Below are 15,160 nucleotides of genomic sequence, written 5' to 3'. Positions count from 1 at the left end.
ATAAACTGGTTTTAAGCTTTTGATTTTTATTTAAATTGGAAAATTAGATTATATTTTTATAATATTATTGGAATTTAAAATTTACTTTTTTCAAGCCAATTTTAAAGGCGTATCTCAAAAGAATATGTAGAAATTGTGTTGGATCTATATTTGGTATGTATGAAGAAAACCCTGCCGTAGCAGGGTTTTAGATGTAGCTTAGAACTTAAAGGTCGTACTTAGCTGAACGCGTCGTCCTTCTTGGGTGTTTGTATAGCGGTTATAATAAGCATCTTCAGTGGAAACATATTGATAATCAACAAAATTGACATCAAAAATATTATAAAGTGCGACACCAACTTCGATGTTGTCATTCACTATATAGTTGGTTCCAAGATGCCATTGTGTATAGCCTTTATAGTCACCTAAAGTGTTTTTAACGTTACCATCTTCTCGGATTTGACTACTACGATATTCACCACGTAACCAAAGTGATGCATTATCAGCCGGTTGGTAATTAACTAGGAGGTTAGCCATGTGTTCAGCATTATCTGCATCATCAATGGTACGACCTGTCGCATCAGTTAGTTCACCTTCTGTCCATGTATAATTGCCAGAAACTTGCCATTGGTTATTAATTTGGTATGAGGCACCAACTTCAATACCATGTGATTCAGCTTCTTCTGCGTTATAAGGGCGTGCAAGTGTTAAGTTGCGATTTGCTGCAGTTGTCCAGTCTACGCCCCATTCTTTTAACTTGGCATCACAGGCTGCTTGATTACCTGTACAGTCAAACTCGATTGGGCGACCATCATAGCTAACACCTGGTACATAGGTACCATCATTGGTCAGTCGGTCTACATCACTTTGTCGAATAAAGGTGAGTGCATAGTTTGCACCTGATGTTGTAATTTTATCTTTAGTCTTATTTTGGAACAACGTTAGGTTCGCATTAAAACCTTGTTGGTTATCAAAATAAATGCCTAACTCTGTACTTTCACTCGTTTCAGGCTGCAAATTAATATTACCTAAAACTGGTGTGCGTCCTTGACCAGCAATGTTGGATAACCCTTGGGTTAGTTGTTCTAAGCGAGGAACTTTATACCCTTCTGCGTAGCCACCTTTAGCAGTCCATTGATCATTCATATTCCAGACTAAATATGCGCGTGGCGTAAAGAAATCACCAAAAGCACTGTGATCATCAAAACGGCCACCTAAGGTTAAATTTAAGTTTGGTAAAATAGACCATGTGTCTTCAATAAATAGACCATATTGCTCAAAAGTTAGCTCAGGGTTGGCACGACGAATACCATCTTTTTGGCTGGCATCCCACCATTGACCACCAATGGTAATGTTGTGATTCTCAATGTTCTGTGTCGTGAATTTAGTATCGAAATAGATATCTTCACTTTTTAATTCACGATTAACGAATTTTTGGTTTTCTGGTGTCGTTAACATGCCCGCGGGTAAAAGACGCCCAATAGTTTCTGTTTCTACATGAGAAATACTGCTTTCTAAACGACCAAAATTTGTTTGCCATTCATGAGAGATATAGGCTTTAGTGCGTTCATATTCTTGACTAGGTCCATAGCCTTGAGTGCTATTGGGTGCTAGTGGTTTACCATTATTATCTAGGTATGTACCAAGTTGTCCACGACTGTTGTCAAACCATTGTTGAGTGTTTTCAACGTCAAGTGCAAAAGTATGATCAGCATGTGGTGTAAAAGTTAAGCGGCCACCAAAGGTTTCAATATCTGATTTTGTCGGACTATTTCCTTGAGCTAACGTATTGATCTCGTTATTTGCAGCTGGGACTTTAATATATGATTGTTGGCGTTCAGCTTTCCGTGCGCGGATTTGCAGACCAACCAAATCTTTTACCAGCGGGCCTGAGGTAAATATTTCGGCAGCGTATTGGTTACCAAACTCTGAGCTATTTGGTAGGACCGTGCCGTTTAAGTTTACAGAGCCAGTCCACTCATTAGACACTTTTTTAGTAATGATATTGATGACGCCCCCCATAGCATCTGAACCATATAAAGTTGACATTGGGCCGCGAATGACTTCAATTCGCTCAATAGCTGAAATTGGTGGAATAAAGTTATTATTAGATTCGCTAAAACCATTCGGTGTAATGTTTCCTACACTATTTTGGCGCTTACCATCAATTAAAATTAAAGTGTATTCCGCAGGCATACCTCGCATACGAATATTGAGTGTTCCTGTCTTACCAGCAGTAGGGCTAACATCTACACCTTCTACACCACGTAAAGCATCTGCTAATGAGTTTACGCGTTTGGATTTGAGGTCTTCTTGATTTAATACAGTAATAGACGCAGGCGCATTTTTAATATCTTGCTCAAAACCCGCAGCTGAAACCACAATGGTGGAAAGCTGATGGGTAGATGAGTCGTCAGTTGTTGTTTCTGCGAAAACAGGAGTGGTGATTGCCCCAAGCAATGCCAATGAAAGAGGGTGTAGATTAAACTTACTCATAACTAGAGTTCCAATGATGGACGAGAAAAAAATTGAAAAAAACGATCAAAGTTGACGCAAATATTAATGGTAATATTTATCATTTGCAACAAAAAGCCATAAAAAATATAATACTTTGCGCTTAATCAGTAGCGATTTAAAAATATTCAAAATAAAAAACGATAAATGAAGAAAAAATATGTGGTTTCAATCGGGTGTTTTGTATATCGTTCAATGTTGTCATATAATGTGGCACTTTTTAAAATTGTTCTTACCAAAAGATTGAGGAAGCCATGCAAGTAACTTCTGAAGCGGTTTCGGGTGTTACCCGTCGTTTAAATGTATCTGTACCGACGAGCCGTGTTAACGAGCAGTTCGAAGCTCGCTTAAAACGCACTGCTAAAACTGTGAAGATCAACGGCTTCCGTCCAGGTAAAGTGCCAGTAAATGTTGTTCGTCGTGAATATGGTGCGGGTATCTACCAAGAAGTCGTAAGCGACATTATTCGTGACACAGTATTTGAAGCGATCCAACAAGAAAAAATCAATGCTGTTGGCATGCCAAACATTGAAAAATCTGAATTAAAAGACGACGCGCTTGTATACGAAGCGACTGTTGAAGTTTATCCAGAAGTTAACGTGAAATTTGATGGTTTAGAAGTTGAACGTAAAGCATCTGAAGTAAACGACAAAGATGTTGATCAAATGATCGAAAACCTTCAGAAGCAACGTGCTTCTTGGGCTGAAACGAAAGGCATGGCTAAAAAAGACATGCAAGTAACTTTCGACTTTGAAGGTTCAGTAGACGGTGAAAAGTTTGAAGGCGGTTCTGCAGAAGACTTTAAACTTGTTTTAGGTTCAGGTCGTATGATCCCTGGCTTCGAAGACGGCATCGTTGGTATGAAGAAAGGCGAAGAGAAAGTGATTGATGTAACTTTCCCTGAAGACTACCAAGCTGAAAACCTTGCTGGTAAATCAGCTCAATTCAAAATCACTGTGAAGCTTGTTGAAAAACAAAAACTTCCAGAAGTTGATGCTGAATTCCTTAAAATCTTTGGTCTAACTGAAGAAGAAGGCATTGAGAAGTTAAAAGCTGACGTTCGTAAAAACATGGAACGTGAAGTGAAAAATGGTTTGCGTAATCAAGTGAAAGGTGCAGCTTTTGATGCACTTGTAGCTGCAAACGAAGTTGAACTTCCTGCGTCTATGGTTGCTCAAGAAGTTGACCGTCAACGTCAACAAATGATCCAACAGTTCACTCAGCAATTTGGTGCTCAAGGTGCGAAAGCATTTGACTCAAGCATGCTTCCAGATGAATTGTTCAAAGAACAAGCTGAAAAATCTGTAAAATTAGGCGTACTGGTAAGCAAAGTTTTAGCTGATGCTAAAATTGAAGTAGATCAAGCACGTGTTGATGCTTACATCGAAGACATGGCTTCTTCTTATGAAGATCCAGCTGAAGTGATCGAATACTTCAAAAATGACAAACAACAACGTTCGCAAATCGAAGCTGTTGTGTTAGAAGACCAAGTGGTTGATCACATCTTAGCGTCTGCTAAAGTAACAGATACTGCTGTAAGCTACGAAGACTTATTGAAAGAGCAACAAGCTCGTCAACAAGGCTAAGTTTAGCTAAAGTAAAAAAGGCGCTTTGAGCGCCTTTTTTATTGTGATCTGGGTTTGTAAAAGGCCTTGCGTTCACAAAGCTTATGCAAAAAATATCTGTTATTTACTTGGGAATATTTTGCATTTTCAGCAATTATCCCTCATATTGTGACTATGAGTTGAGTAACAAAAAATTTAGGAATAAGTAAACGTATGTATATTCCAACTATCGATAATGCCTTAGTTCCAATGGTTGTAGAACAGTCATCTCGCGGTGAACGTTCATTTGACATTTATTCACGTCTTTTGCGTGAACGCGTCATTTTTATGACTGGTGAAGTTGAAGATAACATGGCGAATTTGATTGTCGCGCAAATGTTGTTTTTAGAAGCGGAAAATCCAGATAAAGATATTCATCTTTACATTAACTCACCAGGTGGTTCAGTGACTGCTGGTATGGCGATTTACGATACCATGCAATTTATTAAACCAGATGTTGTGACCTACTGTATGGGTCAAGCAGCATCAATGGGTGCTTTCTTGTTGAATGCAGGTGCGAAGGGTAAACGTTATTGCCTTGAAAATGCACGTGTCATGATCCACCAACCGTTAGGCGGTTTCCGTGGTCAGGCATCTGATATTGAAATTCATGCTCGTGAAATTCTGTTCATTAAAGAACGTTTAAACCGTTTAATGGCAGAGCACAGTGGTCAAGACTATGAAACTGTGGCACGTGATACTGACCGTGATAACTTTATGACAGCGCAAGCTGCAAAAGAGTATGGTCTCGTGGACGAAGTATTATCTAAACGTCCATAAGTTTTAAAAGTTTAGAATTGGAGTGAATATGTCCGAACATCCTCAAGGACAAAAGCATTGTTCATTTTGCGGTAAAACGCAGTCTGAAGTTGGGAAACTGATTGCAGGCGAGGACGCGTACATCTGTAATGAATGTGTGGACGTATGCTTAGACTTGGTGCAAACCAGTCAACAAGTTGAGTCAGGTGACTGGGCTGCAAAACCCTTGCCTAAACCGCATGAAATTCGTGCGGCACTAGATCAATATGTCATTGGTCAAGATGTGGCAAAGAAAACCTTGTCAGTTGCTGTCTATAACCACTATAAACGTCTTAAAGCGACACATGGTGGACATAAAAACGATGATGCTGTTGAAATTGCAAAAAGTAATATCTTGTTAGTAGGACCAACAGGTTCGGGTAAAACCTTGCTTGCGCAAACCATGGCGCGTCTTCTCGATGTTCCTTTTGCTATGGCTGATGCAACGACACTTACCGAAGCGGGCTATGTCGGTGAAGATGTTGAAAACATTGTACAAAAGCTTCTACAAAAAGCAGACTACGATGTAGAAAAAGCGCAAAAAGGTATTATCTATATCGACGAAATCGACAAGATTACCCGTAAGTCTGAAAACCCATCGATCACGCGTGATGTGTCGGGTGAAGGTGTACAACAAGCTTTACTGAAAATGATCGAAGGTACGGTTGCCTCCATTCCACCTCAAGGTGGTCGTAAGCATCCGCAGCAAGAATTTATTCAAATTGATACTTCAAATATCTTGTTCATCTGTGGTGGGGCATTCTCGGGTCTTGAGAAAATCGTACAACAGCGCCAAGAAAAAGGTGGAATTGGCTTCACGGCTGAAGTGAAGAAGAAAGATGAAGGCAAGAAATTGTCTGATTTGTTCCGTCAAGTTGAAGCGACCGATTTGGTGAAATTTGGTCTGATTCCAGAGTTTATTGGTCGTTTGCCTGTAATTGCGACTTTGGAAGAGTTAGACGAAGACGCCTTGATGCAAATTCTGACTGAACCGAAGAATGCATTGACCCGTCAATATCAACATTTGTTTGATATGGAAAATGTTGATTTGGTTTTTGAAGATTCAGCACTGCGCGCTGTGGCGAAAAAAGCCTTAGACCGTAATACGGGTGCACGTGGCTTACGTTCTATTTTGGAAAATACGCTGCTTGAAACGATGTATGATTTACCAAGTCGTACCGATGTTGGCACAGTTGTGGTGAATGAAGACGTGATTAACGGCACGGCTGCACCATTATTTAAGCCAGAACGTTTACCAAGAATCGAACAGAAAGATACAGCTAAAGTTGATTTAAAAGTGATTAACTCAAAGTCCGCTTAAGTTGTTATTCATCTGAAACGTGTGAAAATCGAGTGTTTTCACACGTTTTTTTATATTCAAAAAAAAGAGGGAATGCTACTCTGCATCAATAGGCTGGGATGCCTAGATTAAAACTAAAAATTCAGTATCAAAATAAAAATACGTCGTGAGGAATAGTCATGCGTGCAATGACGATTACGCTTTTAAGCAGTTTAATTTTATTGGGTTGTCATGGAAAAGCGACAGTTGAACAACCTGAATTAACATCAACCCTCAGTCATGAGGTTGATTTTGAACATGACCCAGGCATGATTGAGCAGTACCGCATTGGGGTGTTTAGCGTAGGTGGATGGGTCAATCAAAAATTAGGACAGCGTTTTCAGCGTGTCCAACCCCAGCATGAACAAGCGGCGATGGTTTATCTGTATCGTCCAGACTCAAAATGGAACCGACAAGAAATTGTGGCGTCGAGTTTATTTATCAATAAAGAACGCATTCCAAGCCTGCTGAACAATCATTATTATTGGGTCGAACTGCCCGCTGGGACTTATCGTTTATCGAGTAGTCGGCCTTTGGGCATTAACCATTTTCAAAAGCCGAAATATATCGATTTTAGCGTAGAAGCGGGGCAGTCTTATTTTATCAAGTATGATGAAGAGAACTTATCCACACGCCGTGATGTTTCGGGGCCTTTGGCAGTTATCCCTGAAAAAATTGCGATTCAAGAAATTGCATTTACCCAGTTAAAGTCCAACAGCTACAACTTTGTAGCGGAAGATCAACACACGGGTGAGCTACGAAAGAAAGCGCAAAAACTTAAACCTGCCAAATATGACCCAAGTGAAGATGTTCAGCTGATGAAGCCCTTTAAGCTGTGGAATCCTTTAACCTGGTAAGTGGGCTATTGTACTTTTTTGGCTTGTTCAAATAATGGTGTAAGAGTCTTTTCAATTTGACGATTCATTTCCTGCTGAATAGCTGGATCTTGCATCATTTCAGCAGACATGGCGATGCTATTACGCATGATTTCACTCATCATTTTACTGCTTTTTTTATTGATAGACTGGCCTAGAGGCGTTTCGAGGAACTGAATGTTGGCCAACACTTCCTCTTCGGTAAAGGTCTGCATATAGACATTTTTAAGCATTTGCATAAATTTTGGATCTGAAATCAATTTACTGCTAAATGATGCCGTAATTTCAGCGATTTGCTTGGCTGCTTTTTGTTGTTCAGTATTGAGTGTTGATGTTTTAAAAATATTCTTAATAATTTCTTCGGCTTGCTGGTCATAAACGGGGCGCATTTCTTGCTGAGACTGCGCTAATGTACCTTTAATATCGCCGAGTTTGAGCGCCTTTTCTACCGATGCTTCGGTCGCGGGTTTGGCAAAAGATGCTGTGCTAAGGACGCATAAGGTAATACCGCAAAGGATGTGATTTAATTTTTTCATTGTTGGTCTATATTTTTTGATTAAGTCTATAAAAGTAGGTAAAAAAATACCCTTAACATGACCTTAGCATGTTAAGGGTATCCAAAAAAGTAAAACTTAAGTTTTAGCCCGCTGCAGCATCGACTACTGGAATTTTACCAATTTTCGCTTGCCAGATTTTTGGTGCTGTCGCGTGAATAGATGTGCCATTTACATCAACTGCTACCGATACAGGCATGTCTTTCACTACAAATTTGTAAATCGCTTCCATACCTAAGTCAGCAAAAGCAACCACTTCAGCTTCACGAATTGCTTTAGACACAAGGTAAGCTGCGCCGCCCACTGCCATCAAGTAAGTCGCTTTATTGTCTTTGATTGCTTCAACCGCTGCAGGACCACGGTCCGCTTTACCGATCATGCCGAACATACCAGTTGCTTCAAGCACTTGACGTGTGAATTTGTCCATACGTGTTGCTGTTGTTGGGCCAGCAGGACCAACCACTTCATCACCGACTGGATCTACAGGGCCAACGTAGTAAATGAATTTACCTTTTAAGTCGACAGGAAGCTCTTCACCATTGTTCAGCATGTCGACCATGCGTTTGTGTGCAGCATCACGACCTGTATAAATTGTACCATTCAGAAGTAAGGTGTCGCCTGGTTGCCAAGCGTTCATTTCTTCTTGGGTAATGGTGTCGAGGTCAACGCGCTTAGAGGTTGATGAATCCCAAGTGACTGATGGATAGTCTTCAAGTTTAGGTGCTTGAATGTGTGCAACACCTGTACCATCAAGTTGGAAGTGCGCGTGACGAGTCGCTGCGCAGTTTGGAATCATACCCACTGGTTTGCCCGCAGCGTGACATGGGTAATCTTTAATTTTAATATCTAGAACTGTGGTTAACCCACCTAGGCCTTGCGCGCCAATACCCAGTGCGTTTACTTTTTCGAAGATTTCCATACGAAGTTCTTCGATTTTATTTTCAGGGCCACGACGAAGTAATTCGTCCATGTTGATTTCTTCCATGAGCGATTCTTTCGCAAGCATCATGGCTTTTTCAGCAGTACCACCAATACCAATACCCAACATACCTGGTGGACACCAGCCAGCACCCATAGTTGGAACAGTTTTAAGTACCCAATCCACGATTGAGTCAGATGGGTTTAACATAGCCAGTTTAGATTTGTTTTCTGAACCGCCACCTTTTGCCGCAACGGTAATATCCACTTTGTTGCCTGGAACAAGTTTGTGATAGATCACAGCAGGGGTGTTGTCTTTGGTGTTTTTACGACCAAATGCTGGGTCAGCCAATACAGAAGCACGCAGTACGTTTGAGTTTTCTAGGTAACCTTGACGTACGCCTTCGTTGATTGCATCGTCTAAGCTCATAGTTAAATCAAATTTAACATCCATGCCCACTTCAACGAATACGTTGACGATACCTGTATCTTGACAGATTGGGCGGTGACCCTCTGCGCACATACGCGAGTTAATTAAGATTTGTGCGATCGCATCCTTCGCAGCTTTGTTCTCTTCACGATCATACGCACGGCTCATCGCTTGGATGAAGTCTTGTGGGTGATAATAAGAAATGAACTGAAGCGCGTCTTTGACCGATGTGATCAAATCATCTTGCTTGATAATAGTGGTCATACAAATATCTCTTGAGCGGGCTGATAGCTAGCGGGCTAAATTATAAGACAAAATGCCGAGGTTGTGGATGTTTTGCGAAGCCTTTGGGCGAAAGTTTAATAGTTGAACAAAATTGATGAGAAAATGAGGTTATAAACGGTGGTAAATATGACAAAAATATCTAAATTTAATGAAATATTTCATGTCTAAATTTGGATTATGAATATGATTTATTACTTAAGGTGTTGAATATAATGTAAAAATAATAATATTGAAATATGACAACACTGTCATAAAGTTGTCATAAAACTTTCGCATAATGCATTCATCAAACAATAGGACATCGAGCATGTTGACAGGTTTAGTGATGGCTGCGGGCTTTTGTGTATATATCGCAGCGACTTGGATGTACGGTCAAAAAGAAGATCAGGCTTAAGCTTTATCTTCTTTTTTTGTTTTAAGCTTTCTTCAAATCTTCAAATCTTCAAATCTTCAAATCTTCAAATCTTCAAATCTTCAAATCTTCAAATCTTCAAATCTTCAAATCTTCAAATCTTCAAATCTTCAAATCTTCAAATCTTCAAATCTTCAAATCTTCAAATCTTCAAATCTTCAAATCTTCAAATCTTCAAATCTTCAAATCTTCGCTTTATCCTATCGACGGGTTCTAATTTTTCCGCATTTGGGATGGAGTGTAGCCAAAGTGCTTTTTAAAGCGATGACTAAAATGGCTGCTGGAGCTAAATCCATACTGCTCCGAAATGTCTGTCATATTAGCAGTCGTTTGCTGTAGAGCTTGATGTGCCAGTTCAAGTCGACGTTGCATTACATATTGGTGTGGTGGCATGTGCATGGATTGCTTAAACATATGGGCAAAATGGTATTCACTGAGCTGAGTTTGCTCGGCTAAATCTGACAGGGTCAAGCTTTGCTGAATATGCTGATCAATCCATTCTAATAACTGCTTCAGGGTATACGGGGACAGCCCGCCTTTGACTTCAGGGGCTTGCCATTCGGTATGGCTATAATTTTTAATTAGATGGTTGAGCAGAAGCGTGGTGGCAGTACTCATCTGCAAGTGATTTTCCCTGTTCTGCCAAGCCCCATTGAGTAAAAAGTGTCGATAGATCATGGCAATCTGTAGGTCAGCTACGAAACTTTGCGGATTTAAAATAATTTGGCTCGGCTCACGATCCCACACTTGTTCAGCGACGCGTTGTAAGTGTTCTTCAGTATAGTACAGATGCACAAAAGTCAGTGGGTCGCGCAGATCCCATGTTGACTCAAAATTCTGTGGCATCAAGCACATATGATCTGGCCCACCGCCATTATGCCAACCTTGAGCTGTCTTTTGATAACTGTGATATCCACCTTGAATATACATACTGAGTGTATGGTGGTTACTACAAACACTGACACGGTCTTGGTTGTTTTGCCACATGGCCAGCTGCATGCCTGAACCCAACTCGACCGAGTCGAGGAGTTGAGCTTTATGTTGTTGTAATTGATCTAGAATCTGATATTTCATCATCTATACGCAGTGCCAAATGGAAGATTTAGTGTAGGACTTTGATTTCATTTTGTCATCTATATCCGAAAATCAGTAAAAAATCACAAGTTTATGATAGTGACCACAAGAAGGTGCAAGAAATGAGAAACCTAAACCAAGCACAATAGCGTGAGTGGTTTGAGTTTGGTTTAAAGAGTATGAATGCGCTGTTATATGCTTTGGTGGTGGTGATTTGGGGAACGACATGGATTGCGATAAGTCTGCAACAACAAAGTGGAATATCGACCAATGTAGCCGTATTTTGGCGCTTCTTTATTTCGTCTATTGTGTTGTTTGCTTTTGTTGTATTGTGCCGAAAACTGCAAAAGCTGGCTGTAAAAGACCATCTATTTTGTATGTTGCAAGCGTGCTGTATTTTTGGTTTTAACTTTGTTTGTTTCTATTATGCGGTTCAATATATCAGCAGCGGTTTGGAGGCTGTTATTTTTTCGATGGCGGTCATTTTTAATACCCTCAACGCTAAACTGTTCTTTGGACAACAGGTGTCTACGCGTTTTTATCCTGCGGCTTTATTGGGTGGATTGGGAATTATTGCCTTGTTTTGGCATGATGTAGTGGGGAGTACCTTAAACAATTATACGCTGATGGGAATTGGCCTTTGTGTGTTGGGAACCTATGGTTTTTCATTGGGCAATATGATCAGTGCGCGTCATCAAAAACAAGGTCTGGATATTTTTACCACCAATGCTTATGGCATGTTGTATGGTTCAATCTTGATGGCATTGATTGCTGGATTTAAACAAGACGAGTTTTTCCCTGCTATGGAATTCAGTGCGGTGAGTGCTTTATTGTATTTGGCTATTTTTGGTTCAGTGATTGGCTTTACCGCCTACTTCTATTTGGTTGGACGGATTGGGGCAGGTAAGGCTGCTTATAGTACTTTGTTATTTCCGTTGGTGGCTTTGGTGATTTCGACCATCTGGGAAGGGTATCAATGGCATATGAATGCGGTGATTGGGGTGATTTTGATTTTATGTGGTAATGCAATTTTCTTTATTCAAGCGCCCAAGTTGAAATTCAGTCAAATGTTGAAGCGAAGCTGAGTGATGAAGATCTAAAGACACTACAGTTTATAAAGCTCAGACACGAGATCTGGGCTTTTAAATCTATACGCTGTTAGCTCTAGTGAATTAAAATTTTTCCTAAGCTACGGCTCAATATTTTGATTTTATAAACGCGAGTAATTCTTGGAATAATGGATGCCATTCAGCGCTTGGTGACTCAAACAGAGGGTGCCAAAAGAAATTAAATTCTAATCCACCGTCATCATTGCATAAATGTGTCCAATGCTCTTTTATAGTTTCTGTGCTATTGCAGATAAATACATGCCAGTTAGGACCTTGTTCAGATGGATGATGTAAACCCACATAATGTTCAGAGAAAATTAAGGCTTCCGTAGACCAGAAAGATAAATCCGCCAAATAATATTTTCTGTTGTGACAACGAAGAGCATCCATTCGACAACTGCAAGACCTGCAGAGTAATTGCAATGATGTATGTGCTCCCAAGCACTACATTCATTGATAATATCTTGATTCGAACGCAATAAGCGATTATCCGAAGTTGAGGCAAAGAGAATATCACTGTAAGAAGTCATCGCATTAACTGTCGCATCCCCTGTGAAAAATGTCATTGAGCCCCATAAGGGGGTTGAACGTCTGGCTGGAGCTCTCCAAAGAGCTCCTCTATTATCAACAGCATAGAGCATTCCACCTGCTGCCGCTAATGCATTTGTCCCACCTGTAGGTCCAGCCCCGATTGGAACCCAAGATATACTGTTCTCTTCGGAAGGAGACCACCAGAGTTGATTATCACTTGTAATGCAGTAAAGCGTGTCCCCAATTCCTGCCATAGCGATAACATCATATGCATGGTGGATATCGCGCCAAACTACATCTGCTCCGATAGGATATCGTTGTAATAGTCTATCTAGTGATGTTGCCATGAAAAGCTTACCATTCAGAGCAGTAAGTGCGCGACCATCATCTGCGTGACCAATATTCTCCCAATCCCATGGCACACTCTGTTTGAGGTGGTTAAAGGCATTGCGTGTAACGCTAGTAACAACAGGGTCAGTCCCTAGAACATCCAGCCAGTCGATAGCCGCCGCATTAAAAACCGTGCCGTTACGGGAATAAATGCTCATAGTCGCTCTACCAGGTTTACCTGTCCAAGAGCTCAGGTCAGCAGTGGCAAGTATTGTAGTTGTTAAAGGGGTGTTCTCCTCACCCGTAGCACGAGGGTAACCCTCCAGTTCATCTACATAGGCAGCAGCATCTGCTTCATAACTCATGAATGCTGATGTGGTGGTGGCTGTAACTCCATTGAAGACCCAGTGACTAGAAAACCTAACCGTGTATGCGGATGCAGGTCCATCATATGCACCATCTGTGAAACCAACACCAAGAAGTAAATTCTGTGGCCGATTGAGTGGTGGTTCTGCCCATGCGACTGTTGCTTCTTCATTATTTTGATTCGGGTCGTTACCTGCATATTTGTAGAAGACAACTAACCGGTTTTCTTGTTCCAATCGAACTGCACGATAGCACGTATTGCCTGAGAGTACGATCATGTTGCCACCGTTAGCAATAAATTGTTCAGTCTGATCGCGCATTGGTTTTGTCCAATATTTGTCATGGCCTGCAATGATTAAGCATTCATAATTAGAGAGTAAGTTTGGTATGGTGTGTAGATCAATACTTGAACAATATTCAATTGCTATATTTTCTGTTTCGAGCCAACGAATGAGCTTCCCTTCCCAGCCATGAGCTCATGGGGGTACCTCCAGGCCGGTCAAACGAAACCTTGCTGGCACGGCTACTTTCCCCACCACTATTAAACCCATAAAGGCTTTTCCCCCCTGCTGCATTGTAGGCAGTAGGTGTTAGAAAAGAGACTTGAAAAAGGATTTTGGAGATAGAGCCAGAAGTGGTTGATCGAACTACAAAAGTGAGTATGTCGTCAGACATGTAGGCAAGTTTATATAAACCTGGAGGCCAATTTGATGGAATATTAAATGATGCTGTAACTGGCCAATTAAAACCCTCCCATGGATTTAATGTTGGGGGGGAGAGGCTGCTTAGAGTTGTTGAAATGATGGCTGAGATTGAGGTGTTACCTATACGCTCAATGGTCAGATTGGTTAACCCTGGCGTGTCGGTGCTAAGATGAAAACTGACAGAATTTCCTGCCAGAACTGATGTTGCTGATGAATAACCAAAAACCGCCATATTCTTACCTCTATACTTAGAAATAAATTGGAGAATTTGTAAATTATTAGGGTCTGTTGACATTTACTGTTCATAATTAACCCTATAAAGGTAGCCATAAAAATATACAGGCTAAAGCAACAGAACTTTGATAATTTCTTTTGAGCTTGTCATATCGAGTAGCTATTCCTCTAAATTGCTTTAATCTACAAAACATATTTTCAACTAAATGCCTGATTTTATATAAATACCAGTCCATATGGTCATTGTTCGATTGGCTATTTGTTTTCTTTGGTATATTCGCTTTAGTCCCTGTTTTCCTGATCTGTTCACGCAGTGGTTCTGAATCATAGCCTTTATCTGCACATACCACTTTTGTCTCTTTTAAATCTAATGTTGATATTAAATCAGGTGCAACTTTAACATCATGTGTGGTTCCATCGGTAATCATGAAATCAATAGGATTGCCATGTGCATCAACAATCAAATGTATTTTTGAGGAGTTTCCTCCTACACTTTTAGAAATAGATTGATTCGCTATGCCGGCAGAATGTTGATGAGCACGTACATGAGAGCCATCAATAAAAATCCACTCCATATCGGGGCATGAGGCTAATAATTTGAATAATCTAAGTAACTTACCGCTGCTTGACCAACGATTAAAACGTTTGAAAATAGAGTTTGAATGACCAAAACAACAAGGAATATCTCGCCACGGACAGCCTGTTCTAATTCTATAGAGAATAGCTTCAATAAAATTGCGTAAATTTGAGTTGTGGTGAATGGATAAATTACGCAGAATAACTTTCAACTTTTGCCAGTATTGATCTGTCAGCATGGTACGAGGCATAGCGAATAGTAAAATTGGGTTTGGCGATTTGATTTTACTACTTCGCTATTTTTTTAAGCTAAAAGTGTCAACACACCCTAATTATTTGTGTATTAATTTTTTGTTTAACCTTTAACTCATTTATAAATGATATTTCTAGTGTTAGACAATCTAAACTCACTTTTATTAGTTGATAAAAAAAATTTAATATTTTCTGTAATTAGTGTTGTTATGTATTTTTAGAGGTTAGTTTTGGTTATGTTCTAACTTTATTAAATGTTGCTTTATTTGGTTTTAT

At 40.2% G+C, this 15,160-nt stretch carries 11 protein-coding genes and 1 pseudogene; 5 read left to right on the top strand and 7 right to left on the bottom strand.

What is annotated here, in order from left to right:
- Positions 1 to 198 precede the first annotated feature (198 nt).
- Positions 199 to 2,475, bottom strand: coding sequence for a TonB-dependent receptor domain-containing protein (locus AC0KVP_RS14050; protein ID WP_473337425.1), 2,277 nt, complete (start codon positions 2,473 to 2,475; stop codon positions 199 to 201).
- Between the two features lie 272 nt (positions 2,476 to 2,747).
- On the opposite strand from AC0KVP_RS14050, the gene tig reads away from it, so the two are divergent.
- From tig to AC0KVP_RS14030, 4 genes are all read left to right on the top strand, one after another.
- Positions 2,748 to 4,079: a trigger factor gene (gene tig, locus AC0KVP_RS14045; RefSeq protein ID WP_004979052.1), complete on the top strand. Its 1,332-nt coding sequence runs from the start codon at positions 2,748 to 2,750 to the stop codon at positions 4,077 to 4,079.
- Between the two features lie 192 nt (positions 4,080 to 4,271).
- Positions 4,272 to 4,877 carry an ATP-dependent Clp endopeptidase proteolytic subunit ClpP gene (clpP, locus tag AC0KVP_RS14040; RefSeq protein ID WP_004692427.1) on the top strand — a complete coding sequence of 202 codons (606 nt, stop codon included), beginning with the start codon at positions 4,272 to 4,274 and terminating at the stop codon, positions 4,875 to 4,877.
- 28 nt (positions 4,878 to 4,905) lie between these two features.
- A complete protein-coding gene (gene clpX / locus AC0KVP_RS14035) occupies positions 4,906 to 6,216 on the top strand; it encodes an ATP-dependent protease ATP-binding subunit ClpX (RefSeq protein WP_473337421.1) in 1,311 nt (436 codons plus the stop codon).
- A gap of 158 nt (positions 6,217 to 6,374) precedes the next feature.
- Positions 6,375 to 7,091 carry a DUF2846 domain-containing protein gene (locus tag AC0KVP_RS14030; RefSeq protein WP_010325895.1) on the top strand — a complete coding sequence of 239 codons (717 nt, stop codon included), beginning with the start codon at positions 6,375 to 6,377 and terminating at the stop codon, positions 7,089 to 7,091.
- A 5-nt stretch (positions 7,092 to 7,096) separates the two neighbouring features.
- Here the strand turns inward: AC0KVP_RS14030 and AC0KVP_RS14025 are convergent, their stop codons facing one another.
- From AC0KVP_RS14025 to AC0KVP_RS14015, 3 genes are all read right to left on the bottom strand, one after another.
- Complete coding sequence (locus AC0KVP_RS14025; protein WP_234304072.1) at positions 7,097 to 7,645, bottom strand: DUF2059 domain-containing protein; 549 nt, start codon at positions 7,643 to 7,645, stop codon at positions 7,097 to 7,099.
- A gap of 103 nt (positions 7,646 to 7,748) precedes the next feature.
- The gene (locus AC0KVP_RS14020) at positions 7,749 to 9,275 is read right to left on the bottom strand and encodes a fumarate hydratase (RefSeq protein WP_004692421.1); all 1,527 of its coding nucleotides are present in this window, start codon (positions 9,273 to 9,275) and stop codon (positions 7,749 to 7,751) included.
- A gap of 646 nt (positions 9,276 to 9,921) precedes the next feature.
- Entirely contained in the window at positions 9,922 to 10,782 is an 861-nt protein-coding gene (locus AC0KVP_RS14015; protein ID WP_473340539.1) for a helix-turn-helix transcriptional regulator, read from the bottom strand.
- Between the two features lie 179 nt (positions 10,783 to 10,961).
- Here AC0KVP_RS14015 and AC0KVP_RS14010 point away from each other — a divergent pair, with 179 nt between their 5' ends.
- On the top strand, positions 10,962 to 11,867 hold the full coding sequence (locus AC0KVP_RS14010) for a DMT family transporter (RefSeq protein ID WP_473337418.1): 906 nt from the start codon (positions 10,962 to 10,964) through the stop codon (positions 11,865 to 11,867).
- A gap of 341 nt (positions 11,868 to 12,208) precedes the next feature.
- Here the strand turns inward: AC0KVP_RS14010 and AC0KVP_RS14005 are convergent, their stop codons facing one another.
- From AC0KVP_RS14005 to AC0KVP_RS13995, 3 genes and pseudogenes are all read right to left on the bottom strand, one after another.
- Complete coding sequence (locus tag AC0KVP_RS14005) at positions 12,209 to 13,540, bottom strand: N,N-dimethylformamidase beta subunit family domain-containing protein (RefSeq protein ID WP_473340536.1); 1,332 nt, start codon at positions 13,538 to 13,540, stop codon at positions 12,209 to 12,211.
- Complete coding sequence (locus AC0KVP_RS14000) at positions 13,536 to 14,117, bottom strand: N,N-dimethylformamidase beta subunit family domain-containing protein (RefSeq protein ID WP_473337416.1); 582 nt, start codon at positions 14,115 to 14,117, stop codon at positions 13,536 to 13,538. The genes AC0KVP_RS14005 and AC0KVP_RS14000 overlap by 5 nt, the downstream gene beginning before the upstream one ends.
- A pseudogene (locus AC0KVP_RS13995) lies at positions 14,118 to 14,883 on the bottom strand (IS5-like element ISAba31 family transposase).
- Positions 14,884 to 15,160 lie beyond the last annotated feature (277 nt).

It is taken from the genome of Acinetobacter sp. DL27, assembly GCF_055810995.1.
This window is presented reverse-complemented; position numbering and strand designations above follow the sequence as displayed.

Excerpts from the sequence above, each read along its gene's own strand:
- AC0KVP_RS14010 (WP_473337418.1), top strand. The coding sequence starts at position 10,962 with ATGAATGCGCTGTTATATGCTTTGGTGGTGGTGATTTGGGGAACGACA.
- AC0KVP_RS14050 (WP_473337425.1), bottom strand. The coding sequence starts at position 2,475 with ATGAGTAAGTTTAATCTACACCCTCTTTCATTGGCATTGCTTGGGGCA.
- AC0KVP_RS14020 (WP_004692421.1), bottom strand. The coding sequence starts at position 9,275 with ATGACCACTATTATCAAGCAAGATGATTTGATCACATCGGTCAAAGAC.
- AC0KVP_RS14000 (WP_473337416.1), bottom strand. The coding sequence starts at position 14,117 with ATGTCAACAGACCCTAATAATTTACAAATTCTCCAATTTATTTCTAAG.
- AC0KVP_RS14025 (WP_234304072.1), bottom strand. The coding sequence starts at position 7,645 with ATGAAAAAATTAAATCACATCCTTTGCGGTATTACCTTATGCGTCCTT.
- clpP (WP_004692427.1), top strand. The coding sequence starts at position 4,272 with ATGTATATTCCAACTATCGATAATGCCTTAGTTCCAATGGTTGTAGAA.
- AC0KVP_RS14030 (WP_010325895.1), top strand. The coding sequence starts at position 6,375 with ATGCGTGCAATGACGATTACGCTTTTAAGCAGTTTAATTTTATTGGGT.
- tig (WP_004979052.1), top strand. The coding sequence starts at position 2,748 with ATGCAAGTAACTTCTGAAGCGGTTTCGGGTGTTACCCGTCGTTTAAAT.
- clpX (WP_473337421.1), top strand. The coding sequence starts at position 4,906 with ATGTCCGAACATCCTCAAGGACAAAAGCATTGTTCATTTTGCGGTAAA.
- AC0KVP_RS14015 (WP_473340539.1), bottom strand. The coding sequence starts at position 10,782 with ATGAAATATCAGATTCTAGATCAATTACAACAACATAAAGCTCAACTC.